Genomic DNA, 25,651 nt, shown 5'->3' on the forward strand with positions numbered 1-25,651 from the left:
GTCTCCTCCTTCAAATACATTATTTCACATCGTCTGAAACGATGGATTTCACAAAGAATAAATTGGTTTATTATGATATTTTTTACATATGTGTATAAATAAAAAGCAAAGTAAATCAGACCTTTGCTTTTTTAGTTAGTCGCATGTTTAACTTTTCTCTATTCATTTACAATTATCTATATTTTCTAACAATTTATCCATAGGCTGATAGTTTCTTACTATTTTTGGAATTATGTAGACTGAACGCTCTAATAATGTAGAAAATCTAGCAGTTAAGGAGTCGTTAGACTTACATGTACTTCTTAAAATTTTTATAAATATTCTTATTGTTATATAAAAAGCAATTCTTTATGAAAATCAGCATATGTTTCCTAAAAACCAAAAATAAAACAGGACTTTTGATTCACCGTCCTGTTTGCAGCATGTTTTCGACTTTTTTAATATCCACGTGAGTAGGATTGATTTCCCGGGCATAGGCGATTTGTTCTTTCGCTTTTTCCATTTCTTTTAATTGAATATAGGTTTTGGCGAGTTCGAGCGGCAGCATAACCCCTTCAAAACCAAGATCTTGCGCCCGCTGCAAATAAGACAGCGATTTTTCGTAATTCCCTCCAAACATAAGCGGAGTTTCCCGGTATTTTATTCCTCGAACGAAGTGCGCCAAGCTTGAAGATGGATTTAATGTTAATGCCTGATGAAGAGCTCGGTCCATTTCTAAATTCAATACCATTTTTTCAAAAATAATTGATTCTTCGATTTGCTTTGCTAAACAAACCGCTAAGTAACAGTACAAATCAGATGCTTGAGGTTTTTTCTTCATTTCTTGTTGAATTTCGCGTTTGATCTCTTTCCACTTACCCTCTTCTAGCTGATTCATGACGTATTCTACATGTATTCCCACCACTTTGCCCTCCTTTTCCTCTTTATCATAAAGGATTTTTGCACAAATGAAAAAAGTAAGTGTTCTTCATTTTTCTCAAAAGATCGTTACCGTTAAAAAATAGGCAAATTTCTCAATCACTTAACCCAATTAGTACATACGATATAGAGAATTTTATTAAAGGAGGTTACACATATGGGCGCAGAAGGCGGTTTTGGTTTTTCATTTATCGTTGTTTTATTTATTCTATTAGTAATCGTAGGATGTTCTTGCTACTACTAATTTCTAGAGGGGATGAACATCATTCATTCTCTTATTTCAAAAAAACCATGCTTTCGCATGGCTACATACCGATTAGATGAATGAGTAGAGGAACTCATTGTTCGGCAATATTGAAGAAATTTTTGGTTTTCACTTCCGCCTAGTATGCCCTTTTTGACGGGGGCTATGCGCAAATAAAGTTAACGTTTAAAAGCGAAAGCCAGACGCACCTACAATAACAAGTAAAACAAATAACACAACGATTAACGCAAAATTTTGTTTTCCCACGTAACATCCCTCACTTCCTGTTATCTGCTTTTAGTGTATGCAACAGCTTGGCAAAATGTTTAGGACAGGGGTGCGGATTTTTCCAACGAGAAAAACCTTCAAATTTCGCCAAAAAAAGTGAATCATATTTTTGTTTCTTTCGTTATATATAGTAAGTGATTTTTTTACTATAAAAAAGGGGGCCTTTAATGCGCCGACATTCCAAATTGCCCATTGTTCTTGTCTTTGCCTTCTTTTTATTCATCGCAACTATTTTGTGCGTAACCTCTTATATGTCCTGAACGTATAAATAATATAAAAAAATCGCCTCATCGAAGGCGATTTTTCTACCCTAGCATTATATCTTCGTTTGGATAACGAACGGCCTCACGCTTTTGCTTAGATAATGAAAACGCAAGCGTTAATGGCCCCACTTTTCCTAAAAACATGATAAAGATAATAATCACACGTCCAAAGTACGAAAGTTCAGGAGTGGCTCCCATCGATAAACCTACTGTTCCAAACGCAGAAACAACTTCAAACATAATTTTTACAAACGGCAGGTTTTCCGAAATATTTAACAGGAAAATGGCCCCAAACACAAACATAATTGAAATCATCGTGATGGCTAGTGCCTTAAACACGTGAAGAGGAAGAAGTCGTCTCTTTAACAGCACAATATCTTCCCGGCTTCGTAAAAATGCCCATACGGAAAAAACAATTACCACAAACGTTGTTAGTTTAATACCGCCTCCTGTTGACGCACTTCCTGCACCAATAAACATTAATAAGACCATTAAAAAGACCGTTGCGTCATGCAGGTGAGCTAAATCAATTGTATTAAATCCAGCGGTTCTTGTCGTTACCGCTTGAAAATAAGAAGCCCATACTTTGTCTCCTAATGATACATTTCCGAGCGTATGCGAATTGCTGTACTCTAAGAAAAAAATAAAAAGCATGGCGATCACATTAATCGCAAACGTGCTGATAATCATAATTTTTGAATGCAGCGTTAGTTTTCTATACGATTTTTTCACCCACATATCAGCAAGAACGGTAAACCCTAACCCACCAATAATGAACAAAAAAGAAATCGTTATATTAATAATAGGATCTCCTACATACTGAACTAAGTTGTCAGACAGTAGTCCAAACCCAGCGTTATTAAAAGCCGAAATCGAATGAAACAAACTAAAGAACAGCCCCTTCGACCATCCAAATTCCGGAACCCAGCGTATTGCTAAAAAGATAAGTGCAACAAATTCAATTAAAAATGAAAAGATAAACAGCCTTTTAACTAGCAGGACAACTCCGCCGACGCTCGTTTGATTTAATGCCTGCTGAACGAGCATACGCTCTTTAAATCCAATTTTTTTACCTAGCATCATAAAAATCAACATGGCAAATGACATAATGCCAAGACCGCCTATTTGAATTAACAGCATAATGATCGTTTGACCTATGACGGTAAAACGTGTACCCGTATCTACGACGGCTAAGCCGGTCACTGTCATAGCGGAAGTAGATGTAAAAAGGGCGTCTACCCACCGGATTGGCTCAGTAGTAGAAAAAGGCATCATCAATAGAAGAGCACCAATAATAATTCCTCCGCCAAAAATAGAGACAAGCAGCTGCGGAGGGGTGAGTTTAATGATTTGTTTTTTCATGAGTTAAACTCCTTCTTCTTCAAAACGGTTCAAATCGCGATTATTTCCGATAACAATCAGCATATCTCCTTGTTCAATTATTTCATGCGCGGTAGGCGAAATAACCATTTCCCCGTCTTTTCGCTGAAAACCGATAATATTGCAGCCGTACTTGGCACGAATATTTAAATCAAACAGTGTTTTATTATGAAGTTTCTTAGAGGCGACAATTTCGACAATACTATAATCCTTTGACAGTTCAATGTAATCAATGATTTTTTCTGACACCACGTGATGAGCAATACGCTTAGCGATATCGCGCTCTGGATGAATAACTTTGTCCGCTCCTATTTTTTCGAGCACTTTTTGATGATACATATTCACTGCTTTTACCCATACTTGCTTAACGCCCATATCTTTTAAAAGCATAGTTGCGAGTACGCTTGCTTCGATATCATCTCCAAACGAAATAAGTGCATGATCAACATTGCGGATACCTAGCCCCTTTAAGCTAGCTTCATCAATCGCGTTTGCTTGCACAACATATGTAGCTGAGTTGCTAAATTTATTTACTACCTCCTGATTGCGGTCAATAGCGAGCACATCCACATCCAGATTAGCAAACTCTTCAACCAAACTGCCTCCAAAACGACCTAATCCCAATACAGCAAACTGTTTTTTCATAATGTATTTATTCCTTTCTTCAACTGCTGTGTGTTCTCTTAGCTTATACTTTTTCTAAAAAATTACATCTTTTTCTTAAAAAAACGCAAAAAAAACACAGGAAGGCTCCTGTGTTTTTCCACACTCTTCCCCCTCAAAACGCTTGCGAAGTTAGCTGTCGGGTTCGGGTTTTAAGAGTAACCCTACCTTTTTAAGGATTCACCCCGGAGCACAATATGTGCGTAAATAATGGGTCCTCCGCTCCGTAATGGATTAAGCGATTTTTATTCAAATGTCTATGATCTATTTTTTAGAATAATCGATTCGATTCATGATACGTTTCACTTCACGAAAGCTATCTTACTCCTGTGGATTTTGTCTGTCAAGATATTTTTAGGGAAGATCTCACTTGCCCTGCAAGCTGCAAAAATCATATAAATCTAAACTGACAATCATTTTGTGAAATTGATCAAATAAATTAATAACAGCCAAAAGCTCTAACAGCTGCGTATCACTGTAAAATTTCTTTAATTGATTCATATCAGCATCCGTCAACTCCCTTGGACGCACCCGGTATACATCAATAAATCGAAACAGTAATCGATCTTTTTCTTCTAGCTCTTTTTCTCTTAACACTTTTTGATTAAGCGTCTCATCGCCTACATATGACATGCTCATACACGTCTCACAGCCGTTAACACCTGCTAGATAAAGCCTAATTTTTTCCTTAGTCTCTTTTTCTACTATATCGCTGTTCCAAAGCGTGTCGTAAAGCTCATAATACAATCTTTTTACATGCAGAATTAAATTCAATGCTTTTTCAAAATTTGTTCCCTCTTCGTTTGCTAACAAAACTCTTGCCATTTTTCATTCACTCCTTTTTAATTATTATAGTAAGAAAAATGGAAATTTTAGATTACATATAAAACATCTTATCTACTATTATTAATCAAATGAAACGTTAATAAGAAAGAAGGTTTTCAATTGAAAATTGATGAAATCGATTTATCGATTTTGCAGGCGCTGCAGCAAAACAGCCGCCTTTCCTTACGAGAGCTAGGAAAACAAATTAACCTGTCTCCTCCTTCGGTGGCAGAGCGAGTAAGGCAGCTAGAGAGCTTTGGTGTTATAAAAGGGTATACGATTGATATTGATTATGAAAAGCTGCATTTGCCCGTGTCGTGTTTTATTGAAGTAACTATGAAAAACGGCGAGCACGAGCGTTTTAAACGATTTATTTCTCAGTATCCCTACGCTTTATTCTGTGAACGCATCGCCGGGCAAGCCTGCTTTATTACAAAGCTTCAGCTTCCTCACCTGCACGTACTCGAACAATTTATTAACGAAATTACACCTTATGCCAAAACGATTTCACACATCGCCCTTTCTCACGTGGAGATGGCTCCTGCATTATTGAGTCATCTAAAAGATGAAAAGTGATTGAAACGTAACGAAAGCGGTCCAATCTAAAAGCGAACAATGGGATCAATAAGCCCGTATGAATCACTTTTGACACCGCTGTTGATTTCCGTGCCAGGCTTCACTTTTCGCGCAGGAGTCTTCATCTTGCCCTTCAATCAACAGCTAGAAGTCTACGCTCACCTACTAATAAAAAAGATCCGAACGCGTTCGGATCTCCTTCAACAAAGACACTTGTGTCACGGTCTCTTTTATTCAAGAACACAAAAAATAACCCTCCAAAGCTGGAGGGTATGAATTTTCCGAATAATGAAAGTTTTACAACTTCATTTTATCAGGTGACGACATTTCTGTCTACTTAAAAATGTAAAAGAGCTCTCTATTAATAGAGAGCTCTTTTACCTGCTTGTTTTTTGAAAACAATCAATCTATATAAAAGGGAACTACCTAAGGCTGAAAGTCACATGAAACCTTGGCAGTTTATCCTGGATATACCGGTTGATATGATTCAAAACAAGTTCTTTCATCATTTCTTCTTTGACTTCTGATTCCGTTTTTTTATCTTTTTGTTTTAAAATAAGAATATAATAGACTTTACCCATTTTAATGGGCTCACTACTCTCCCCGATGTGCTGTTTTTTTAAAACATCTATAAAAGAGGGAGATAGACTTGAAAGCTTTAGATTATCAGCATTCTCTATTTTGCTGACTGTCTGGACATCAGCATATTTTTTTTGAACGTCTTGAAGCGATGTTCCCTTTTGCAGTTCAGCCGCAGTGGCATCGGCATCATGTAAAGTGGAAAAAGCCAGCTGTGTAAAAGATACGCGCGTTAGTTCGTTTTCAATAAGTTTATAGTAAGCAGTTAGTTCATCAGACGTAATTTGTTTACGGAAATATTCTTCTAATTTAAACTGATTCGTTAGCTGGTTGGTTACATCACTAGAACGAATATTTAACACTTCATAACCTTGTTTTCTTGTATCCTCGTCATATGAACGTTTAATTTGCTTCCACATATCCTCGACTTGTTTTTGTACTTTATCGCTTGTCTTTAGATGCGAAATTAAGATTTTTTGCATAACAAGCTGCCGCAATAACTCTTTGCGGTAGCTTGTATCATTTAGCGGAGCATCTGGATTTAAGAACCCTTCAACGGCTAAAAAACGGTTGAATTCAGCTCCTGTCACCTTGCCTCCCTCATACGCTGCCAGTTCTTTGGTAGAAGATAGCTGACTAATTTCTACAGAAGGAAACATCGTGTTTGAATGCTTACCTCCGCAGCCGGTTAAAAATCCGAACGCTGTTAATACTGCTAGCAACAGCTTTAACGGTGTTGAACTCATCCATTGTTATCCTGCTGTTCTGAAAGCTTCAGAGAAATAGTTTGTTTTTTTCCATTTCGATACACGTCTAATTTTACCGTGTCTCCTACTTTACGTTTTGTGTATAGATATTGACGTAAATCACTGGATGTTTTGACTTCATTTCCATCGATGGCAACAATCACGTCTTTTGATTGTAAACCTGCATCAGAAGCAGAAGAGAATGGTTCAACCGTCGTTACGACAACTCCTTCAGACGTATCGCTGGTTAGGCCTAGCTGGTTTTGTTTTGTTGCAGCTGAAAGCTGACCTACATCTTGAAGACCTACCCCCATATATGGACGCGTTATTTTTCCGTTTTTCATCAGCTGTTCAATCGTCGGCTGCACTTCATCACTTGGAAGAGCAAAGCCGATGCCTTCTACATTGTCTTCTGAAATTTTCATACTGTTGATACCGACTACTTCACCGGAAGAATTGATCAAGGCACCGCCGCTGTTTCCTGGATTAATCGCCGCATCCGTTTGAATTGCATCTACGTTCCAATTTTCTGAAATAGGGACAGAGCGTTTTGCTGCGCTCACGATACCTTGTGTGACCGTACGAGAAAATTGTTCACCAAGAGGATTTCCGATTGCAAGCACCGTTTCACCCGCTACTAAATCCGATGATTTCCCGAACTTCGCCACTTGTTCAACATTTTTGTCAGACATCTCAAGCACCGCTAAATCCGTTAGCGTATCAGCTCCCACAATCTTAGCTTTTTCTTTTTGTCCGTTTGAAAGTGACACTTCTACTTCGCTTGCGCCGTCAATAACGTGGTTATTGGTCACAACGTATGCTTTTCCATTTTCTTTTTTGAAAATAACACCGGAACCCGTTCCTGCTTCTTGCGTTTGGGTATCTCCAGAAAATGGATTTGTTTGCTGTTGAATATTGTTCACGCCTACAACAGCAGCTGATACTTTATTTACAACTGAAACAAGATCTGACTGATTCACGGTTGTACTTACTGTTCGAGGCGTTGTGCTCGTTGTTGTTGCGGTTTGAGTCTGCGTTGTTTGATTCGCTGTTTGCGTATCAGCTGAATCCATTAACCCTAGCTGCGGAGCACCGTATAGCACAATTCCTCCCCCTAGCACTGCTCCGGCGATAGAAGATGCAATCACTGGAAATAAGCGTCTTCTTGGAGGCTGTGATGATGACGCAGGCTGGTACTGATCATAGCGCTGCTGGCGGTTTTCATATTCTTCTTTTCGTTCTTGCTCTCTTTCATAATCACGTGGATCCATGAAAAACACTCCTTTTAACGTAGCAAATTTTATGTTATCTATACTATAAAATAAAAGTTTGGGATAAGTATCAAAACAATGTGTGAAATTGTGAAAAATTTCTTTATAACAGCAAACACGTAGTATAATAGCGGGTACATAGACCTTTAAAGAAACGCGCATATATGGCATAATATGCTTTATTTACCTTAATTTTCATATATTCAGAGGGAGGTGTCAAATTTGAGCTTTACACTATATTTAGTAGAGGATGAACAAAATTTAAACGAAGTTTTAACCCTTTACCTTCAAAAAGAAGGCTGGGACGTTCGCTCATTTTTTAACGGCAAGGACGCCAAAGAAATGATTGCAACTCCTCCGCATCTGTGGATTTTAGATATTATGCTGCCTGACATTGATGGGTATCAGCTCATTCGCGAAATCAAGCAGCAAACGCCACATGTGCCTGTTATTTTCATCTCAGCCCGAGATGCCGATATTGACCGGGTTCTTGGGCTTGAAATGGGCAGCGACGACTATTTATCAAAGCCTTTTTTGCCTCGTGAACTAGTTATTCGAGCAAACAAACTGCTAAACCGCGTATATGGTTCCAATCAAAAGAAAACCGATACCATTACGCTGACTCCTTATGAAATCGATTTACATACCCGTACAGTCAGTGAAAATGGAAAGCCGATTGATTTAACATCTAAAGAATTTGATTTTCTCGTCACTATCTCAAAAGACCTTGGACAGGCTTTTTCACGGGAGCAGCTGCTGAATCTCATTTGGGGAGAAGATTATTTCGGCACAGACCGAGTGGTGGATGATTTAGTAAGGCGCGTGCGTAAAAAAATGCCGCAAGCACGAATTGAAACGATTTACGGATACGGATACCGGATGATGAAAGCATGAAAAACAAGTCGCTTGCATTTCAAATTTGGCTCGTCATCTCCGGTATTTTACTGCTTATTTCAATTTTGCTCGCTATTTTATTCCCAACCACGCTCAGGCAGTTCTTCACGAATGAAATTTATACCACTATTGAAAATGAACAGCATATTTTAAAAGAATACGGACTGCCAAGCCGCTCAGGTGAATACTACTTTAGCAATGAAGACAGTGAACCAACACTTGGCAACCGAACCGTGGATCATATTTTATTGCCTGAACATGCGGATATCTCTTATTTTTCATCACGGGTGTTGCCTCAAGACTTTTTGAGAAAAGCACAGGAAGATGCAATCAGTCAGCGAAAAATCGTCGCTCGCTATGAAAAAGATCTTGGCAACCGGACGCTTTTTTATGTAATTCGAAAAGTAAGCGTAAACGGACAGCCTGCTTTTTTGCTTTCATTTTCGTGGGATACGTATCGCAACGCGCTCACTTCTACTCTGTTTAAACAGCTGCTTCTTGTAATTTCAATTGTATTTCTATTCAGCTGGCTTCCATCTATTTGGCTATCAAGATATTTAAGCAAGCCCCTTGTATCGCTTGAAAAAGATGTGAAAAAAATTGCCGAACAAAATTGGCATGAGCCCGTTACAGTCAACCGTTCCGATGAAATTGGCAAGCTAGGCGCCTCCATCGAGCAGATGCGCAAAAGGCTCGTATCTAAAGATGAAGCACAGCAAACGCTGCTTCAAAATATTTCACACGATTTAAAAACACCGGTTATGGTGATTCAAAGCTACGCTCAGTCGATTCAAGACGGCATTTATCCAAAAGGTGATTTATCTCAAACGGTAAAAGTTATTGAAGATGAATCCAAAAATCTTGAGAAAAAAATCCGCGATTTGCTTTACTTAACCAAGCTTGACTATATGTCCACTCATCAGCTTGCACAAGATGACTTTGATTTTACTGCACTACTTCATGAAGTAGTGGATCGCTTGCGGTGGAGGCGCCCTGAAATACAGTGGGAATTTGACAACGCAAACGCAACGATTAAAGGAGACAGAGAACTGTGGACAAAAGTTCTTGAAAATGTACTCGACAATCAGCTGCGCTATGCCGAGACGAAGGTTTCACTCTCACTTGCTAAACACCAAACAAACGTTCAATGTACAATCAGCAACGATGGTCCGCCGATTGATCAAAGCGTGCTTCAACACTTGTTTGAACCGTTTAAAAAAGGAGCAAATGGTGAATTCGGTATCGGCTTAAGTATCGTAAAGCGTATTGTTACAATGCACGATGCAGCCATTACGGCTAAAAACACAGACAGCGGCGTGACGTTTTCGCTTACCATTCCTATATAAGCTAAAAAAGCAAGGGATTCGAATCCCTTGCTTTTTTATGAAAAAATCGATGTATACGCATAAAGAGCCGGTGAACCCCCGGAGTGGATGAATACCACATTCTCATCTTTTTTAAAATAACCTTTTCGAATTAAATCAATCAGACCAGCCATCGCTTTTCCTGTATACACAGGATCCAATAAAATCCCTTCCGTACCGGCCACAAGTTTGACTGCTTCCACCATCTCTTCTGTTGGAACAGCATAGCCTGGACCTACGTATTCATCCATACACACAATCTCTTCTTTTTTAAAAGGTGTTTTACTATGTAAATGATCATAAAGTTCACTTGTCAGCTTGGCAACTTTCATTTCTTGTTCTTCTTTAGCACGACTGACATTCACTCCAATAACCGACACGTCACTTTGAAGGCCTTGAAAGCCTGCCACTAATCCTGCGTGCATACCTCCGCTGCCGCTTGTGCAAACCACGTGGCTAAGCTTTATTTGCTGCTCATAGCTTTGCATAAGCAGCTCTTGTGCACAGGCAGCGTATCCGGTTGCACCGATAACATTCGAACCTCCTACTGGAATTAAATACGGTTTATGACCTTTTTCAATTAGCTCTCGCTCTACTTTTTTCATTTCCTCTGTCAAATCAGAACCTTCAGCGACAAACCGCATGTCATGAGCGTCTAATAAATGATAAAGAAAATAGTTTCCTGTCGGCTGATCGCTTGCTTTATTTTCACCTTCTTCCAATACGAGCACGCATTTCATTTGTTCTTTTACAGCCGCAGCGAGCGTCAAACGACAGTGATTGGATTGTATCGCACCACACGTTACAAGCACGTCTGCTCCTTGCACCTTTGCATCAGCTACTAAATATTCAAGTTTACGCGTCTTATTTCCTCCCCCTGTCAGTCCAAGCATATCATCGCGCTTCATATAAATTGAAGGTCCATTTAACTGCTGAGATAAAACCGATAGCTTTTCTAAAGGTGTAGGGGAATCCGTATATTTTCTTCTAGAAAATTGAGTTAAGTTCATACTCTCATCCTCTCTTTCATATTTGTTCTATTTTACCATATAGAAGCTTTTGAAGAGCTTTTTACGAAAGGGCTTTCTATAACTTGTATACATAAGAACAAGTAGTCAACATACATTAAACCATATAAATAGTTTAAAGGAGTGTTTTCAATGAGTGAAAAAGCAGTAATTTGCAGCGTCTCACGAGTAGTCAAATCACAGCACATTTTTCCAAATGACCTAAACAATCACCACACCCTTTTTGGGGGAAAAATTGTCGCTGACATGGACATGACGGCTTCTCTTTCAGCAGCTAAACATTCCCGAAAGTCGTGTGTTACGGCTTCCATTGATCACGTTGACTTTATCGAACCCGTCACCGAAGAAGATTTTATTTCATATGAAGCATTCGTTGTTGTCACAGGAAAAAGCTCCATGATTATTTTTGTTAAAGTGATTGCCGAAAATTTGTTAACGGGCATTAAGCGTATTGCAGCTACTTCTTTTCTCACCTTTGTTGCATTAGAAAACGGGAAACCTGCTCTCGTTCCTCAAGTCATTGCTCAAACTGACGAAGAAAAAAGTCTTCAAAAAGTGGCTCTTGAACGAAAAGAGTCCAAAAAAACGCAGGTTGAGCACAGCAAAGCGATTGCGAGCATTTTATCTAAATCTTTGCGTAGCAGTAATTAAGCTCTTCATCTAAAAAGCAGCTGTCTGCTTTTTAGACGAAGTTTTTTTAGTTTTCACATTGTTATTTAATTCAATATGCGATATATTGGTTTTATGAAAAACAACATTCAACCTCTCAAACGACTTTCTTTAAGAGAAGAAGTCTATCAAACACTTAAACACAATATTGTCATGCTTGAATTTCAGCCGGAACAAAAGCTTCAGGATAAAGAACTGGCTGAGCAATTTGGAGTTAGCCGCACTCCTGTTCGAGAAGCATTAAAAAGACTTGAAGATGAAGGCCTTGTCCGAACGACACCTGGCTCTTCTACAAAAGTGGCTCCATTAAACCTTGAGGAGGCAAAACAATCTTTTATTGTCGTCGCAGCTCTTCATGCACTTGCTGCTAAGCTGGCTTGTACTTCGTTACAAGAAGAAGATATGGGCGAACTAATCAAACACAATCAATCTCTAGAACATGCAATCAAAACAAGAAATGTCCTTAAAGCGATCGAAGCGGATGAAGCATTTCATTCCGTCTTTTTAAAACGGGCGAACAATATAGAGCTAGAACGTGTTGTAAAACAAACAAACGCCAAAATTCAGCGTCTGGAAATCGCTCGTTTTTCTTCTCTTGCTAGCCTTGCTTCCGTTGATCAGCACAAAGAAATCATAAACGCTTGCGGTCAAAAAGATGCCGCACTGACATCGCAGCTTGTCGAAACGAACTGGCTGACGCTAGGTGAAGCGCTGACAAGTGAGGAGGAATCCAAGTGAAGCCTCTTTTATTAGGCATTACTGCATCATTCTTTTTTGCTTTTACATTCGTTTTAAATCGAGCGATGGATTTATCCGGAGGCAGCTGGGCGTGGAGCGCGTCGCTGCGCTATTTTTTTATGGTACCTCTCTTGCTCGTACTCGTTTATTTTTGGGGTGGTATTAAACCTGTGGTGGCAGAAATAAAAGCCCAGCCGCAAAAATGGCTGCTTTGGAGCACGGTTGGATTTGGCTTATTTTACGCTCCTCTTTGTTTTGCTTCAGCCTATGGTCCCGGCTGGCTTATTGCAGGAACTTGGCAAATCACAATTTTATCGGGGTCTCTCCTAGCTCCTTTGTTTTACAAGGAAGGAAAGAAGCGAGGAGGCATTCCTTTCAAGCAGCTAGGTTTTTCGTTTATTATTTTAATAGGCGTTGTGCTCATGCAGCTTGAGCATGCGACTGAACTGTCGGCCGCTACTGCCTTGCTTTGTACCATTCCCATTTTGATTGCCTCTTTTGCGTACCCGCTTGGCAACCGTAAAATGATGGAAGTGTCGTCACTTAATACGTTTCAGCGCGTGCTTGGAATGACGCTTTCAAGCCTGCCGTTTTGGATTATTCTTTCTGGCTATGCCTACGTGACCGCTGGACTACCAAAAACAACTCAGATTTATCAAAGCAGTTTAGTTGCTTTACTTTCAGGAGTATGTGCAACAGTTTTATTTTTTGCAGCAACCGACCTTGTTAAAAAAGATTCTCAAAAGTTAGGTGCAGTTGAAGCTACACAATCGATGGAAGTTTTATTTGCCCTGCTAGGAGAGGTCTTCCTTCTATCAAGTCCTTTGCCATCGATTCTTTCTTGGGTTGGAATGGGAGTTATCATAGCAGGCATGGTGCTTCACAGCTACCAAACGAGTCATAAAAAAGCTATACCGCAAAAAGAATTGACCTACTAATCAATAACAAAAAAGAGCGTCTTAGTCGGCGCTCTTTTTGTTTATACAACAGATCTTCTTTCTAAATTGAAGACATTCACCTGCTCAGCATCAAAGCGGCTTAGCAACGAATCTACTCCGTACTCAAGTGCAAAAGCACGTTCATTTTCTGAAATCGGAACGGCCTGCAGGAACGTTACTTTTTTATCAGATAGTTCAATCGTTGAAAAATTATCCCATAAAAACGGCGGAATCAGCAAAATGTGCTGCATATGAAAGCTGTCATCAAGGACTGCAATAACGTCTTTATAAATAGCTCCTGGGAAGATGGACACATGAGATTTCATCATATGGAAAATACAGTTTGCTAAAATAGCAGAATAAATACCGAATTCCTCATGACAAGCCCCAACGATTTCAATTCGAAGCGGGATCCCTCCAACTGTATAGCCTGTCGGACATTGATGTCCACCGAGCGTTGCATACGCGGTTACGTCTTGACGCGGATGATTTTCACACGCCACAACGTGAATACCATGCTTTTTTCTTTCATCTGAATAATCTTCAATTCGATCCTTTTGACCAAATACATCTATTGCTTTATGTATAATTAATTCTTCATCTTTTGTAAAATTACTCATAAAAAACCTCCTTGCTTGCGACCTTAAAAAGCTCCCTACTGTACAGCATATACTACTGCACTCACTTACGATATAGTTTTTAGAAAATGTGATAGAAATGTTATCGTTTCGTAACATACTATGAAATTGTATCAAGAAGCAAACAAGAAACCTTAACCAATTTTTTCTTTTTCCATAAAAAATAGAGCCTGCACCATGGCAGCCTCTATTTTTTATGACATTATTATGAAATAATTTGTAATTCTTTTGGGTACTTCGTTAACGTTTCGTATCCATCTTTTGTAATGATTACATCATCTTCGATACGCACGCCTCCAAGTCCTGGAATATAGATACCCGGTTCAATTGTATATACCATGCCTTCTTGAAGCACATCATCATTGTTGCGGCTCATTGAAGGAAACTCATGCACGCTAATACCAAGACCATGACCAAGACGATGCAAGAAATACTCTCCATACCCTGCTTCTGTAATAATATTGCGTGCTACCATGTCCAAGTCGCCAATACGAGTACTGGGCTTGGAAGCTTCAAGAGCTGCCTGCTCGGCGCGCTGTACCGTTTCATAAATTTCTTTTTGCTTATCATTAATAGACTTGTAAGCGACTGTACGCGTAATATCTGAACAGTATCCGTCTAGCACTACACCTAAATCGAACAGAACCATATCTCCTGGCTTTAACGTGCGAAGACCTGGGTTCCCGTGCGCTTCTCCCGTTTTTTCACCAAATAAAACCATCGTTGAAAACGACATCTCACGAATTCCTTTTCGCTTTAACTCGTATTCAATTTTAGCCAAAACATCCATTTCCGTAACGCCTTCTTTTAAAGCAGCTACGCCTACTTCTACACCAAAATCAGCTAAGGCAGCTGCCTTTTGCAGAATCTCAACTTCACGCTCATCTTTAATTAAACGCAGCTGATTTAACTTCTCTTCTGCTCCGACTAGCTCAGCGTTTGGATATAGGCTAAGCAGTTCTTCGGCTCTCGCATACAGCAGCTGCTCTTTCTCTACAGCAACCTTTTTCACATCTATTACGTTTCGTTTATGTAAAGCTTCTTTAATAAGTTCCCAAGGATTTTGATGGTCTTCATATCCAATCACATCAAACTTCCAGCCGGCTTCTTTTGCTTGTCCCACTTCCATTGATGGACAAACAAGCATCGGCTCCGCTTCGTTAAACACAAATAAGCCAAGTAAACGCTCATGCGGATCCGTATGAAATCCAGTTAAATAAAATACGTTTTCGGTTGACGAAATAAAGGCTGCTTCTACATTCTTTTCTTCCAGCCACGATACGACTTTTTGTAAACGTGCTTCCATTAAAAAAACCCCTTTCATTGTGCAATATTACTATTATAACATAGTTATTTAGCAATATTGTACAATGAATAGAGGTTAAGACAAAGCCGCGTGAAGAGTAGTAAGCTGCTCTTTAATCGCTTTTCGCTGAATACTTACTTTCATCAGCCAGCCATTTTCTCCGTATCTATAAATAAATTCGTACGTACCTTTAGGAAAATATTCTTTTACCAGCATGTCCCGGTTTTCAACAAATCCCGGATCGCCAATAAAATAGGTACCTTCTTCAAGCGGAAGCTCATGAACTTTTTTTCTAGCTGCTTCTCTTCGTCTTCGTCATCATCTATCACAATGTGCAGACCGCCTTCATCACGCACAACATCAAATTCACCGTTTTGTTCAAGCTCAAGCACCGGCACCACTTGTCCATTTACCGTTAGCAGCTGCTTCGTTCCTTCAAGGACCTGGGACCAGTGATCATCGTATAAAGTAGAAGAATAAAAAATATAGCCCTGAGATTTATATAATAAAAGCAGCTGTTCAAAATGATTTTTCACTTGTTCTTTATCAAACAGAATAACAAAATGCTTTCGATAGAAAAAACTTGTAAAAGGCAGAATAGACGATTGATTAAGCTCTTTAATTATTTCAGCACTATCTTTACCTGAAATAATAGCTCCGGTCAATTCCCCCGCGCCATAAGGTTTCCAATGACTTAACGCCGCTTCTGGAATCAGCACAAGGTTCGAAGATGACACATATATACTCATTCGCTTCACTCCTTTTTTCTACATTTAGACCTATATTTGACTCTCCGCACACAGAGACTTTCCTCTTATTCCATTTCTAAAAGACAGAACTTTTTCCCTAACTATGATAGATTATAACAAATATCCTCGAAAAAAATAACCTTTATTTCCTCTTTCTTCTATTTGTACCCTTCTCTTATTTTAGCGTCTTCGCAGATTTACTAGTGAACGTACTTGCTAATCTAATTCCTTAGTGTTAATTTTATTATGTCGTTTTATAATTTTTTGCATAATTGGTTTCAAACAAAAAAGTATTAATATTTTTGAATGCGATGGTGAGATATTTGAAAGAACGTACAGAACGTAAACAACATAAAAGAAAAAAGCAAAGAAAAAAGAAACGCTTTAGAAAGCTACTTCTTTTCTTTCTCATTCTTGTAATCGCCGCTGGTGCGTATGTGTATTATCAATACCAACAAGGGTTAGCAGAAGCAGACGGAGTTTTTGGGAAAGATGGACAATTTGATTTTAATGGTGCAAGTGCCAATTTAGATAGCATGAATGTGCTGCTTCTTGGAATTGACTCTCGAGGTGAAGAACATTCGCGTGCCGATACAATCATGATTGCTCATTATGACAAAGACAGCAATCAGCCTAAAATTGTTTCTTTGATGCGTGATTCATATGTGGATATTCCTGGACATGGAAAAAACAAATTAAATTCAGCCTATGCATTTGGCGGGCCCGAATTAATGCGTAAGACAATTAAAGAAAATTTCGGCGTAGATGTAAACTATTATGCCGTTGTTGATTTTAAAGGTTTTTCTAAAGTTGCCGATACGATTGCCCCTGAGGGAATTACGGTTACCGTGCCACACGAAATGTCATCCGGAATTGGCATGACGCTAAAACCTGGAAAACAAACTCTTCACGGAGATAAATTATTAGGATACGTGCGATTCCGACACGATAGCCAAAGTGATTTCGGGCGCGTGAAGCGTCAACAAGAAGTTATCGGTAAATTAATGGATGAAGCTCTTCAAGTAAAGACGCTGGCGAAAGCTCCTAAGCTATGGGGCGTCATTGATCCATATGTGGATACAAATATTCCGCCAAAAACATTTATCGTGATAGGAAAAGATTTCTTAGTTGGGAATCAGCCAGATTTAAAATCTCTTCGTTTACCGGTCGAAGGTTCCTATTCAAATGAACGAGTATCCGGTATTGGTGCTGTTTTAAGCATCGACCTTGAAGAAAACAAACAAGCGTTACAGTCATTTTTAAATTAGGAAAAGGTGTCCATTAGCGGACACCTTTTTTTATACTATTCAAAAAAACTTCTGTTTTTCCTCCCTATCCTTCAAAAAAATTTGAGCTACGACAAAAAATGAAGCCATTTTCCAGGAAACAGCTATTTCTTTGAAGTTCTATTTTTTCTACTACATGCGTATATGAAAGGAGAAGGACTTCTTTTTTATATTTTTGATTCAAGGAGATGAACGTATGAAATTATATGGTTTTCAATCTGAAGAAGAGCGTTCCTTTCTTCATTCTACCTATAAAGTAAACCCATTACTTTCTCATACTGGAGATGTCAAAATCAGCTTTTTATCTTTTCAAGAAAATGATTATACCCCCCGTCAAGAAGCTACGATTCCACAGCTTCTTTTAGTCGTTCACGGGGAAGGCTGGGTAGCTGGCGATAACGGACTGAAAATTTATATCAAACAAGGTGAATCCGCATTTTGGAGAGCCGGGGAATCTTTTGAAGTCGGGAGTCTAACTGCTATGACAGGACTACTAATTGAAGGATTAGATATCGCTCCTCAAAAGCTGCTTACTTCTTTCTCACGAACAAACGCAAATTAAAAAGCCGCTGTGACGCGGCTTTTTTTATTATCTTAGTAATCGAGCGTAGCTTTCTGCACTATCTTGAACAACTTTGTCACTCAGGTCACCGCCTGCTCCTTGAAATAGAAATGGAGTTTGGAACTTCATACCTGTTAAATTTGCCATAGCTTGAAAAGGAAGAAGCAGATGATTCATTGGGTAGCGGTTGTATCCCCCTTCTTGATAAGCTTCCGCAGGGCCTCCTGTCGAAGTAGCTACGACAAACTCTTTTCCCTGAAGTTTAGTACCTTTGCTTCCATAAGCCCAGCCGTATGTTAAGACAACATCTTGCCACTCTTTTAAGAGTGCTGGTGAGCTGTACCAGTAAAATGGAAATTGAAAAACAATACGATCGAATTGAACGGCTAACTCCTGCTCTTTTTCTACATCAATTTTGAAATCGGGATAGTTTGCGTATAAATCATGAACGTACACATTCTCTTCTTTTTTTATTCGCTCTGCCCACGCTTTATTAATACGAGAAGATGCTAATTTTGGATGCGCTAAAATAACCAGTGTTTTCATTTTGATACTCTCCTTCTGATGTCTGTGCTTGCTTTTTTCTTTTCTATTTTTTACGCTTGCCTCTCACGGCTTGTTCAGTCATTCTTTCCTTTTCCTTCAGGAAATACGAGTTAGTTTACACTTATAAACTACCAGTATTATCATTCTGCTTCAATAAAATTGACTTTGCTTTTATCACCTTTAATTTTTTTATGTACCCAAAACGGCAGATAAAGGACAAGAAAGCTAAAAATCATGATTCCTTCAATCCATACTAAACACCAAGGATGAGGTCCAAGAACATCCAGCAAGGAAGCGTGCTCTGGCTTTTTCATCATGTATAAATAATTCGCATGGAGCAAACGATTCATGGCATAGATAAAACCTCCGTACAGATTAACAAATACTACGCTTATCCACAAAGAACGAAACGTCGGCTCATATCTGCAAACAGCAATTAGCATACAGCAAGCAAGTACCACACCGCCATGCGATACATAAAACTGCACATAGCGAAACTGGGCATACGCATAGCCCCCAAGGTCTGGGGTAATCATCGCTTGAACAGAGCTGCTGATTCCTGCGAAGTACACAAAATAAAAAAGAAACCTGCTTTTGGTTATCAGCATAACAGCAGCCAGCAGCACGACTATATCACTGAGCTGAAGAGGCAAGGAAGTTTCAGCAGACCACTGATGACATCCAATTTCCCAAGCCTGGTAGGCCGTTTCTGAAGCAATTAGAACGAGTGAAAGCAAAACGAACACAAATCTATTTTTTCGCAGCTGCTTTCGACACAAAAAAATAAATGCTCCTATGATCACGATAATAGCTAAAGTTACAAGATGTTCAACTGAAAAAAGCTGAAAGGAATGTTGTACAGGATGACACGTAAAAAATGAATTCATAAAAGCGCCTCCCTTCCATCAGAAAACAAATTCGGTACCTTTAGCTTGTTCATAAGGCATCATTTTCATTAATGCTTCTCTCGCATTAAAGAGTGTTCAATCGTTCGCAGAATTCCATCAAAAATAAGCGCTAATAATGCTGCTGGAATGGCTCCTAATAAAATCAAACTATTATCACTTCGGTCAATACCAAGCAAAATTAAGCTTCCGAGTCCGCCCGCTCCGATAAGAGCCACGATTGTCGCTGTACCAATAATGAGTACCATTGCTGTACGAATTCCGGCCATAATGACAGGAAGTGCTAGAGGAAGTTCTACTTTGATTAATCGTCTCCACGAGTTCATCCCCATGGCTTTGGATGCTTCAATTAAAGATGGGTCCACTTCTTTAATTCCGGTATATGTATTTCGTACAATAGGAAGAAGCGAATATAAAAACAGTGCAATAACCGCGGGAAAGGTTCCAATTCCGACAAGAGGAATCAGTAATCCTAATAAAGCGAGTGAAGGAATGGTTTGCAGTACGGCTGTTAAGCCAATGATCGGTTCAGCAATGCGGTCATGCCTCGTTAAGTACAGTCCGAGCGGCACTGAAATTAATACGGCGATAACAAGGGCCAGTACTGAAATTTGAATGTGTTCAAGAAGAGCTTGAAACAGTGCATCTCCTCGTTGATCTAATAATGTGCTTAGTGCATTCATTACAGCGTTCCTCCTTCTTTCGTTTTATCAGAAAGAAACGCTAATAGAGTTTTGCGCGTTACAACGCCAATACGTTTGCTCCCTTTTTTCACGGCTATTGCTTCATGTTCGTAAAGGGCGTCCATTGCCTGCTGAACAGTGGCGGTTGAAGCTAACTCTTCAGTAGGTTCTACGTCTGGCTGTTCACTTTCTTTGACAAACATATCCAATGTCTCAAATAAAGCATTGCCTTGATTTCCAATAAATGTTTTTACAAATTCATTTTTAGGCTTTTGAATGAATTCCTCCGGGGTTCCAACTTGAACAATTTCCCCATCTTTCATCAGGCAGATACGATCTCCAAGCGTCATCGCTTCGCTCATATCGTGCGTAACAAACACAAATGTTTTTTTGATTTTTTCTTTTAAGCTAATAACATCTTGCTGAAGCTGTTCGCGGCTTAACGGATCGAGGGCACTAAAGGGTTCGTCCATTAAAATAACGGGGGGATCAGCTGCGAGGGCACGTGCTACACCTACACGTTGCTGCTGGCCACCTGAGAGCTCAGACGGCTTTCGGTTTCGATACTGCTTTGGGTCTAGTCCTACCAAGGTAAGCAGTTCATCAATACGCGTTTTGATTTTGTTTTTCTTCCAATGCTTCATCTCGGGCACAATGGCTATATTTTCAGCAATGGTCATATGAGGAAAAAGAGCAATCTGCTGCAGGACATAACCAATGTTCCAGCGTAGCTCATGTATATTGTGGTCCGATACGAGCTTATCTTTTATGTATAGTTCTCCTTTGGTAATATCATGAAGACGGTTAATCATTTTTAAGGTGGTTGTTTTCCCACACCCACTCGGACCAATTAAAACGAAAAACTCTCCTTCTTTAATTTCTAGATTAATATTTTTCACGGCGGTCGTACCGTCTGGATATTGCTTTGACACATTCTTAAACGTAATCAAATTATCGTTCACACTCCCTGTTGAAATTTAAACCCTAGTTTCGTGTACCCAATACTTAGAGGCAATAAACATTCTTTTAAGAATATTTCTAAATATGATTCATAAGACACAGTATAAAAGATACACATATTTTCTCACAGTCTCCTAATAAGGCTATCAAACTGTTAAAATCTTCACAAGGCGGGGAAGAATAATTCAGAGAATAATTTTAAAGCCAACACAAATAAAAAAACCTTCTTTCAACAAGAAAGAAGGTTTTTTAGTATGCTAGCGACAGGGATCGAACCTGCGACCTCTTGCTTACCATGCAAGTGCTCTACCTACTGAGCTACACCAGCGTCTTGGAAAATTATATCACGTTTAAATTCATTTAGGAAGCGCTTTTTTTAATTTTTTTATTGGTATATTCTCTAATTTGCGTCTTCTGAAATTCGCACTTTCTACAAAGTTCCATATTTTATGTTAGAACTCCTTACATAAATTGTGTGAATTTTCTTTTTTTATATTACGCTTAGTAAAAGAGCTTACAAAAGAAGGGAAGAAAATAGATGGAACAACAACCAACCATGACCAAATCAAAAACGGCAACTCCCTACCCAAGAGACTGCACGTTCAGCCTGGAAGATTGGACGACGCTCGCTAAGTATTGGTACCCCGTCGCACGCTGCAGTGATGTAACAGAGAAACCAACGTCCGTAAAACTGCTAGATGTAAATCTAGTTCTATACCGTACCACACACAAAGTAGTAGCGGCTCGTGATTTATGCGTTCACCGAGGCACCCCGCTTAGCATGGGCTGGGTGGAAGATGATGAAATTGTTTGTCCTTACCACGGCTTCCGCTATGCAACGGACGGCGCATGCACGTCGATTCCAGCTCACCCTGATGCCAACATTTCTCCCCGTCTGTGTATGGCCGTCTATCCAGTTATTGAACGATTTGGATTGGTGTGGACGTCCCTGACAGGAGAACAAGATAACCTGCCTTACTTCGATGCGTGGGAGGACCCTGATTTTCAGCAAATTGTTTGTCCGAGCTTTGATATCATGGGTTCGGCCGGTCGTCAAATGGAAGGCTTTTTAGACGTAGCTCATTTTGCTTGGGTTCACATGGACACATTTGGTGATCGAAACAACGCCTTTGTGCCTAAATATAAAGTAAGCGATACAGATTATGGGCTTCATGTAGAATATACGAGCACCGTGAGCAATTATTCCAAAGAACAGCAGCATTTAAATCCACCTGATTTTAAATGGCTTCGGGTCTTTGATGTTTATCCGCCGTTTACAGCTACGCTAAAAGTATACTTCCCAGAAGGCGCAGAGCTGTGGATTATGAATGCAGTCTCCCCTATTTCAGCCCGCGAAACACGTTTATTCGCACCAATCGCTCGAAACTTTGACAAAGATTCTCCCGTTGAAGGTGTGTATGACTTTAACCTTCGCGTCTTTGACGAAGACCGTGAAATGGTTGAAAACCAAAAACCTGAAGACTTGCCTTTAGACCTGCAGATGGAAGCGCATATTATGGCTGATCAAACGTCCATCGGCTACCGGAAATTATTAAAGAAAATGGGCTTAAGCTTTAGATATACAAGCTAAAAAAGATCCCCGCTGTCTCAGCGGGGATTTCTTTTTCATTTAGCAAACTGCTCGCGTCCTGCTTTTTCCTTTATCACTTCATCTTCACTTGCCGGCGTTGCGCGTTTCATAAACAATGAAAGAATTAAGGCAACCACCACTAGTACTACTGAGACGGCAAACGCATCGTTAATCCCTTCTACCATTGCCTGCATCCCAATTTGTTCTTTCATTTGAGCTGCCCCGGCTGCGGTTGCATTCGCTGCTCCTGCTCCGCTCATTGCATCTTGAGCAAGCTCTTTTGCATGCGTAGCTGTACGGTTTGACATCACCGTTACTAAAAGAGCCGAACCAATAGCTCCTGATACTTGTTGAAGCGTATTGTTCATGGCAGTACCATGCGGATTAAAGCGCTGCGGCAGCTGATTTAATCCGTTTGTCATAACAGGCATCATCACCATAGACATTCCGAACATGCGAAGCGTGTAAAGCGTAATGAGCGTTGTATACGTCGTATCAAGCTCTAAGTTACTGAAGAAATACGTCGTAACGGCTGTAATCGTTAGACCCGTTACAGCCAGTGCACGCGCTCCGAATTTATCAAATAATTTTCCGGTAATCGGTGACATCACACCCATTAGAAGCGCACCTGGAAGCATTAGTAATCCTGAATGAAGCGGAGAAATGCCTCGTACCGTTTGAACATAAATTGGCATTAGCAGCATGGCTGAGAATAATGCCATTGTGATCACCATTGAAATCGTTGATGATAAAGCAAACATTGGATATTTAAAAATGCGGAATTCAAGCATAGGTGTTTTAAGCTTGAACTGACGCGTAATAAATAAAATCAGAGCCACAGCTCCTACGATAATGGTGCCGTATACTTCCACAGAATCCCAGCCTTTATCCCCTGCTGAGCTAAATCCGTATAGAAGTCCGCCAAATCCAATTGTAGATAACAAAAGAGATAAAAAATCCAAATTGATTTCCACTTTTTCTTTTTTGTCTTTTAATAGGAAGAAAGCGCCTATTAATACAATTGCCGCGATTGGTGTAACAAGGTGGAACAGCATTCTCCACTCATAGTGTTCAATTAGCCACCCTGATAAGGTAGGACCAATTGCCGGAGCAAAAATCATAACTAAACCGAAAATCCCCATCGCAGCTCCGCGTTTTTCTAATGGAAAACTTGTGAGCAATACGTTCATTAAAAGCGGCATCATAATGGCTGCACCTGATGCTTGGATAATACGAGCGGTTAACAAGACCGAAAATACGGGCGAAGCACCGGCAAGTATTGTTCCTGCTGTAAATAAAGTCATCGCCGTTAAAAATAATCCTCTGACAGAATAGCGCTGAATTAAAAAAGCGGTAGTTGGAATCATAATACCATTCACTAACATATAACCAGTAGAAAGCCACTGGACGGTTGACGTTGTCACATCTAAGTCTTTCATGATAGACGGCAGCGCCACGTTTAATAACGTTTCATTCAACAATGAGATAAAAGCGCCTATTAACAAAATAGCAATTATGCCATACGGCGGCTTTTCCATTTGATTTATTGATTGACTCATTATTGTACCTCCTTATACTTTAAGTTCATTTTTTTAGACACATGTTCTACATAGAGTATATTATACTGTGAGTTCAATTTATGCAAGTCAAAAATCCTGTGTTAATCTTCTTTATTTACTGAGCTTTTTTTAGCCATATAATCCTTTTATATCAATACATATACATGATATCGCAATTCACTTTAAAAAGAACATTTGTGTAAACGCTTTAAATCATGTATCATAAAGTTGGACCATAAGTCTAATTTTATATTTAGGTGATAATAATGAATAATCGAAAGCAGCAAGTTGTAAAAAATGCACACCATCTCTTCGTTGAAAAAGGATTTCAAGCTACATCTATTCAAGACATCATTGATTATAGCGGCATTTCAAAAGGAACATTCTACAACTATTTTTCTTCAAAAAATGAATTATTAATCGCTGTTTTCACCTGGCTTCATACAACAATTGAACAAGAGCGAAATCAGCTGCTGGTTGGTAAAAGCCTGACCGATGTAGATGTATTTGTTAAACAGATTGATGCACAGATGAAAAACCATCATAAACATAAATTTTTTACATTACTTGAAGAAGTATTTGTTTCCAATGATCCTGATTTAAAAGCATACATAAAAAAAACCCAGTTCATCGAAGTAAACTGGGTTTACAAGCGGTTCATTGATTTATTTGGGCAAGAAAAGAAACCGTACCTGCTAGATTGTGCAATTATGTTTCTTGGCATGCTTCATCGCAACTTTCACTATAATTTTATGGTTAACGGCACAAATACTGACCCTCATGAGATCATAAGCTACAGTGTCAAGCGCCTGCTTCCTCTTGTAGACGAAGTAGCAAATTCAGGAGACATTTTGCTCGATCCGCAAACGATTAAAGAATGGCTTCCGTCTTGCCCGAATACTAAAAATCAAATAGAACAGGACATTTCTTCAGCACTTATCGATTTTAAAAAACAAGTTCACAAACAATTTACTGATGAATTCGAACGTCAAAAATGCACAGAGCTTATTAGTTTTATTGAAGAAGAGCTGTTTAAACAATCAAATCCCCGCAAATTTGTTGTTTATAGTGCTCTTCATTCGTTAAAGCAGCTGTCTGTTAACAACAGTAAAAAGACGCTAGAAGAACTGCAAACGATGATTGATCAGTATATGAGTGAGCTTCATTAAAAAGAGACTGAGACGTAACGAAATCATTCCAATTTAAAGACGAATAAATGGAATAAAGGAGTTAGTATAAGTTACTTGTTACACCGCTGTTGATTTCCGTGCAAGACTTCGCTTTCCGCGGGCGCCCGGTGAGCCTCCTCGTCGCGTACGCTCCTGGGGGTCTCACCTATCCCGCTCTTCCCCCAGGAGTCTTCGCCTTGCCCTTCAATCAACAGCTAGAAGCGACTAAATAGATGAAACCTACATTTACCCTGCCAATGAAAAAATCCGAATGCGTTTGATTCTCCCTCAAGAATCAAACGCATTCGGATCT

27 protein-coding genes, 1 tRNA gene, 1 pseudogene and 1 riboswitch are annotated in these 25,651 nt (G+C 39.4%); of the genes and pseudogenes, 11 read left to right on the top strand and 18 right to left on the bottom strand.

The window, feature by feature from the left end:
• Window positions 1–403: 403 nt before the first annotated feature.
• Window positions 404–901, bottom strand: coding sequence for a M48 family metallopeptidase (locus Q5794_RS20055; protein ID WP_268575707.1), 498 nt, complete (start codon window positions 899–901; stop codon window positions 404–406).
• A 174-nt stretch (window positions 902–1,075) separates the two neighbouring features.
• On the opposite strand from Q5794_RS20055, the gene Q5794_RS20060 reads away from it, so the two are divergent.
• Entirely contained in the window at window positions 1,076–1,162 is an 87-nt protein-coding gene (locus Q5794_RS20060; protein WP_192996535.1) for a YjcZ family sporulation protein, read from the top strand.
• 186 nt (window positions 1,163–1,348) lie between these two features.
• Here Q5794_RS20060 and Q5794_RS20065 read toward each other — a convergent pair whose 3' ends face one another.
• The 4 genes from Q5794_RS20065 to Q5794_RS20080 form a co-directional block, all read right to left on the bottom strand.
• A complete protein-coding gene (locus Q5794_RS20065; RefSeq protein ID WP_016765202.1) occupies window positions 1,349–1,429 on the bottom strand; it encodes a YjcZ family sporulation protein in 81 nt (26 codons plus the stop codon).
• Between the two features lie 326 nt (window positions 1,430–1,755).
• A complete protein-coding gene (locus Q5794_RS20070; protein WP_374988377.1) occupies window positions 1,756–3,075 on the bottom strand; it encodes a TrkH family potassium uptake protein in 1,320 nt (439 codons plus the stop codon).
• A 3-nt stretch (window positions 3,076–3,078) separates the two neighbouring features.
• Window positions 3,079–3,738 carry a TrkA family potassium uptake protein gene (locus tag Q5794_RS20075; protein WP_192996503.1) on the bottom strand — a complete coding sequence of 220 codons (660 nt, stop codon included), beginning with the start codon at window positions 3,736–3,738 and terminating at the stop codon, window positions 3,079–3,081.
• A gap of 124 nt (window positions 3,739–3,862) precedes the next feature.
• A riboswitch (cyclic di-AMP (ydaO/yuaA leader) is annotated at window positions 3,863–4,007 on the bottom strand.
• Window positions 4,008–4,122: 115 nt separating this feature from the next.
• On the bottom strand, window positions 4,123–4,581 hold the full coding sequence (locus Q5794_RS20080; RefSeq protein WP_374988378.1) for a carboxymuconolactone decarboxylase family protein: 459 nt from the start codon (window positions 4,579–4,581) through the stop codon (window positions 4,123–4,125).
• A gap of 120 nt (window positions 4,582–4,701) precedes the next feature.
• On the opposite strand from Q5794_RS20080, the gene Q5794_RS20085 reads away from it, so the two are divergent.
• A complete protein-coding gene (locus Q5794_RS20085) occupies window positions 4,702–5,157 on the top strand; it encodes an Lrp/AsnC family transcriptional regulator (protein WP_013058593.1) in 456 nt (151 codons plus the stop codon).
• Window positions 5,158–5,579: 422 nt separating this feature from the next.
• On the opposite strand, the gene Q5794_RS20090 is transcribed toward Q5794_RS20085, so the two are convergent.
• Both Q5794_RS20090 and Q5794_RS20095 read right to left on the bottom strand, forming a co-directional pair.
• Window positions 5,580–6,482 (bottom strand): peptidyl-prolyl cis-trans isomerase, encoded by a 903-nt coding sequence (locus Q5794_RS20090; protein WP_214984564.1) that lies wholly within the window; start codon window positions 6,480–6,482, stop codon window positions 5,580–5,582.
• The gene (locus Q5794_RS20095) at window positions 6,479–7,753 is read right to left on the bottom strand and encodes a S1C family serine protease (RefSeq protein WP_214984563.1); all 1,275 of its coding nucleotides are present in this window, start codon (window positions 7,751–7,753) and stop codon (window positions 6,479–6,481) included. The genes Q5794_RS20090 and Q5794_RS20095 overlap by 4 nt, the downstream gene beginning before the upstream one ends.
• A 222-nt stretch (window positions 7,754–7,975) precedes the next feature.
• On the opposite strand from Q5794_RS20095, the gene Q5794_RS20100 reads away from it, so the two are divergent.
• Complete coding sequence (locus tag Q5794_RS20100) at window positions 7,976–8,647, top strand: response regulator transcription factor (protein ID WP_164796264.1); 672 nt, start codon at window positions 7,976–7,978, stop codon at window positions 8,645–8,647.
• Window positions 8,644–9,993 carry a cell wall metabolism sensor histidine kinase WalK gene (locus tag Q5794_RS20105; RefSeq protein WP_214984562.1) on the top strand — a complete coding sequence of 450 codons (1,350 nt, stop codon included), beginning with the start codon at window positions 8,644–8,646 and terminating at the stop codon, window positions 9,991–9,993. Before Q5794_RS20100 ends, Q5794_RS20105 begins: the two co-directional genes overlap by 4 nt.
• Before the next feature lie 35 nt (window positions 9,994–10,028).
• Here Q5794_RS20105 and Q5794_RS20110 read toward each other — a convergent pair whose 3' ends face one another.
• Window positions 10,029–11,021: a D-cysteine desulfhydrase gene (locus Q5794_RS20110; RefSeq protein ID WP_214984560.1), complete on the bottom strand. Its 993-nt coding sequence runs from the start codon at window positions 11,019–11,021 to the stop codon at window positions 10,029–10,031.
• A 150-nt stretch (window positions 11,022–11,171) separates the two neighbouring features.
• Here Q5794_RS20110 and Q5794_RS20115 point away from each other — a divergent pair, with 150 nt between their 5' ends.
• The 3 genes from Q5794_RS20115 (at window position 11,172) to Q5794_RS20125 (ending at window position 13,384) form a co-directional block, all read left to right on the top strand.
• Window positions 11,172–11,690, top strand: a complete 519-nt coding sequence (locus tag Q5794_RS20115) for an acyl-CoA thioesterase (RefSeq protein ID WP_374988379.1) — start codon at window positions 11,172–11,174, stop codon at window positions 11,688–11,690.
• 75 nt (window positions 11,691–11,765) lie between these two features.
• Window positions 11,766–12,446, top strand: a complete 681-nt coding sequence (locus Q5794_RS20120) for a GntR family transcriptional regulator (RefSeq protein ID WP_374988380.1) — start codon at window positions 11,766–11,768, stop codon at window positions 12,444–12,446.
• A complete protein-coding gene (locus Q5794_RS20125; RefSeq protein WP_214984558.1) occupies window positions 12,443–13,384 on the top strand; it encodes a multidrug resistance efflux transporter family protein in 942 nt (313 codons plus the stop codon). Before Q5794_RS20120 ends, Q5794_RS20125 begins: the two co-directional genes overlap by 4 nt.
• 41 nt (window positions 13,385–13,425) lie before the next feature.
• Here Q5794_RS20125 and Q5794_RS20130 read toward each other — a convergent pair whose 3' ends face one another.
• The 4 genes from Q5794_RS20130 to Q5794_RS20145 all read right to left on the bottom strand — a co-directional run bounded on the left by Q5794_RS20130 (window position 13,426) and on the right by Q5794_RS20145 (window position 16,077).
• The gene (locus Q5794_RS20130) at window positions 13,426–14,004 is read right to left on the bottom strand and encodes a suppressor of fused domain protein (RefSeq protein ID WP_013084584.1); all 579 of its coding nucleotides are present in this window, start codon (window positions 14,002–14,004) and stop codon (window positions 13,426–13,428) included.
• 223 nt (window positions 14,005–14,227) lie between these two features.
• Entirely contained in the window at window positions 14,228–15,328 is a 1,101-nt protein-coding gene (locus Q5794_RS20135; RefSeq protein WP_374988381.1) for a M24 family metallopeptidase, read from the bottom strand.
• A gap of 75 nt (window positions 15,329–15,403) precedes the next feature.
• Window positions 15,404–15,544, bottom strand: coding sequence for a hypothetical protein (locus Q5794_RS20140; protein WP_013058605.1), 141 nt, complete (start codon window positions 15,542–15,544; stop codon window positions 15,404–15,406).
• The gene (locus tag Q5794_RS20145) at window positions 15,535–16,077 is read right to left on the bottom strand and encodes a hypothetical protein (RefSeq protein ID WP_280158818.1); all 543 of its coding nucleotides are present in this window, start codon (window positions 16,075–16,077) and stop codon (window positions 15,535–15,537) included. Before Q5794_RS20145 ends, Q5794_RS20140 begins: the two co-directional genes overlap by 10 nt.
• Before the next feature lie 536 nt (window positions 16,078–16,613).
• Between Q5794_RS20145 and Q5794_RS20150 the strand changes: the two genes are divergently transcribed.
• Entirely contained in the window at window positions 16,614–17,345 is a 732-nt protein-coding gene (locus Q5794_RS20150) for an LCP family protein (RefSeq protein WP_372586484.1), read from the top strand.
• A gap of 214 nt (window positions 17,346–17,559) precedes the next feature.
• Window positions 17,560–17,925 carry a hypothetical protein gene (locus Q5794_RS20155; protein WP_028415028.1) on the top strand — a complete coding sequence of 122 codons (366 nt, stop codon included), beginning with the start codon at window positions 17,560–17,562 and terminating at the stop codon, window positions 17,923–17,925.
• A 27-nt stretch (window positions 17,926–17,952) separates the two neighbouring features.
• Here the strand turns inward: Q5794_RS20155 and Q5794_RS20160 are convergent, their stop codons facing one another.
• The 5 genes and pseudogenes from Q5794_RS20160 to Q5794_RS20180 form a co-directional block, all read right to left on the bottom strand.
• Window positions 17,953–18,471 carry an NAD(P)H-dependent oxidoreductase gene (locus Q5794_RS20160; RefSeq protein ID WP_374988382.1) on the bottom strand — a complete coding sequence of 173 codons (519 nt, stop codon included), beginning with the start codon at window positions 18,469–18,471 and terminating at the stop codon, window positions 17,953–17,955.
• 140 nt (window positions 18,472–18,611) lie between these two features.
• Window positions 18,612–19,358 (bottom strand): TIGR02206 family membrane protein, encoded by a 747-nt coding sequence (locus Q5794_RS20165; RefSeq protein ID WP_374988383.1) that lies wholly within the window; start codon window positions 19,356–19,358, stop codon window positions 18,612–18,614.
• A 95-nt stretch (window positions 19,359–19,453) separates the two neighbouring features.
• A pseudogene (locus Q5794_RS20170) lies at window positions 19,454–20,059 on the bottom strand (ABC transporter permease); the annotation flags it as partial.
• The gene (locus Q5794_RS20175) at window positions 20,059–21,009 is read right to left on the bottom strand and encodes an ABC transporter ATP-binding protein (RefSeq protein ID WP_214984552.1); all 951 of its coding nucleotides are present in this window, start codon (window positions 21,007–21,009) and stop codon (window positions 20,059–20,061) included. The gene Q5794_RS20175 and the pseudogene Q5794_RS20170, both read right to left, overlap by 1 nt.
• Before the next feature lie 265 nt (window positions 21,010–21,274).
• A tRNA-Thr gene (locus tag Q5794_RS20180) sits at window positions 21,275–21,347 on the bottom strand.
• 210 nt (window positions 21,348–21,557) lie between these two features.
• On the opposite strand from Q5794_RS20180, the gene Q5794_RS20185 reads away from it, so the two are divergent.
• Window positions 21,558–22,610, top strand: coding sequence for an aromatic ring-hydroxylating dioxygenase subunit alpha (locus tag Q5794_RS20185; RefSeq protein WP_214984526.1), 1,053 nt, complete (start codon window positions 21,558–21,560; stop codon window positions 22,608–22,610).
• Between the two features lie 35 nt (window positions 22,611–22,645).
• On the opposite strand, the gene Q5794_RS20190 is transcribed toward Q5794_RS20185, so the two are convergent.
• Window positions 22,646–24,169, bottom strand: coding sequence for a DHA2 family efflux MFS transporter permease subunit (locus Q5794_RS20190; protein WP_214984525.1), 1,524 nt, complete (start codon window positions 24,167–24,169; stop codon window positions 22,646–22,648).
• Window positions 24,170–24,435: 266 nt separating this feature from the next.
• Between Q5794_RS20190 and Q5794_RS20195 the strand changes: the two genes are divergently transcribed.
• Window positions 24,436–25,338: a TetR/AcrR family transcriptional regulator gene (locus tag Q5794_RS20195; RefSeq protein WP_374988384.1), complete on the top strand. Its 903-nt coding sequence runs from the start codon at window positions 24,436–24,438 to the stop codon at window positions 25,336–25,338.
• Window positions 25,339–25,651: the final 313 nt, after the last annotated feature.

The sequence above is a fragment of the Priestia megaterium genome (genome assembly GCF_041941685.1).
Classification (GTDB): Bacteria; Bacillota; Bacilli; order Bacillales; family Bacillaceae_H; genus Priestia; species Priestia megaterium_C.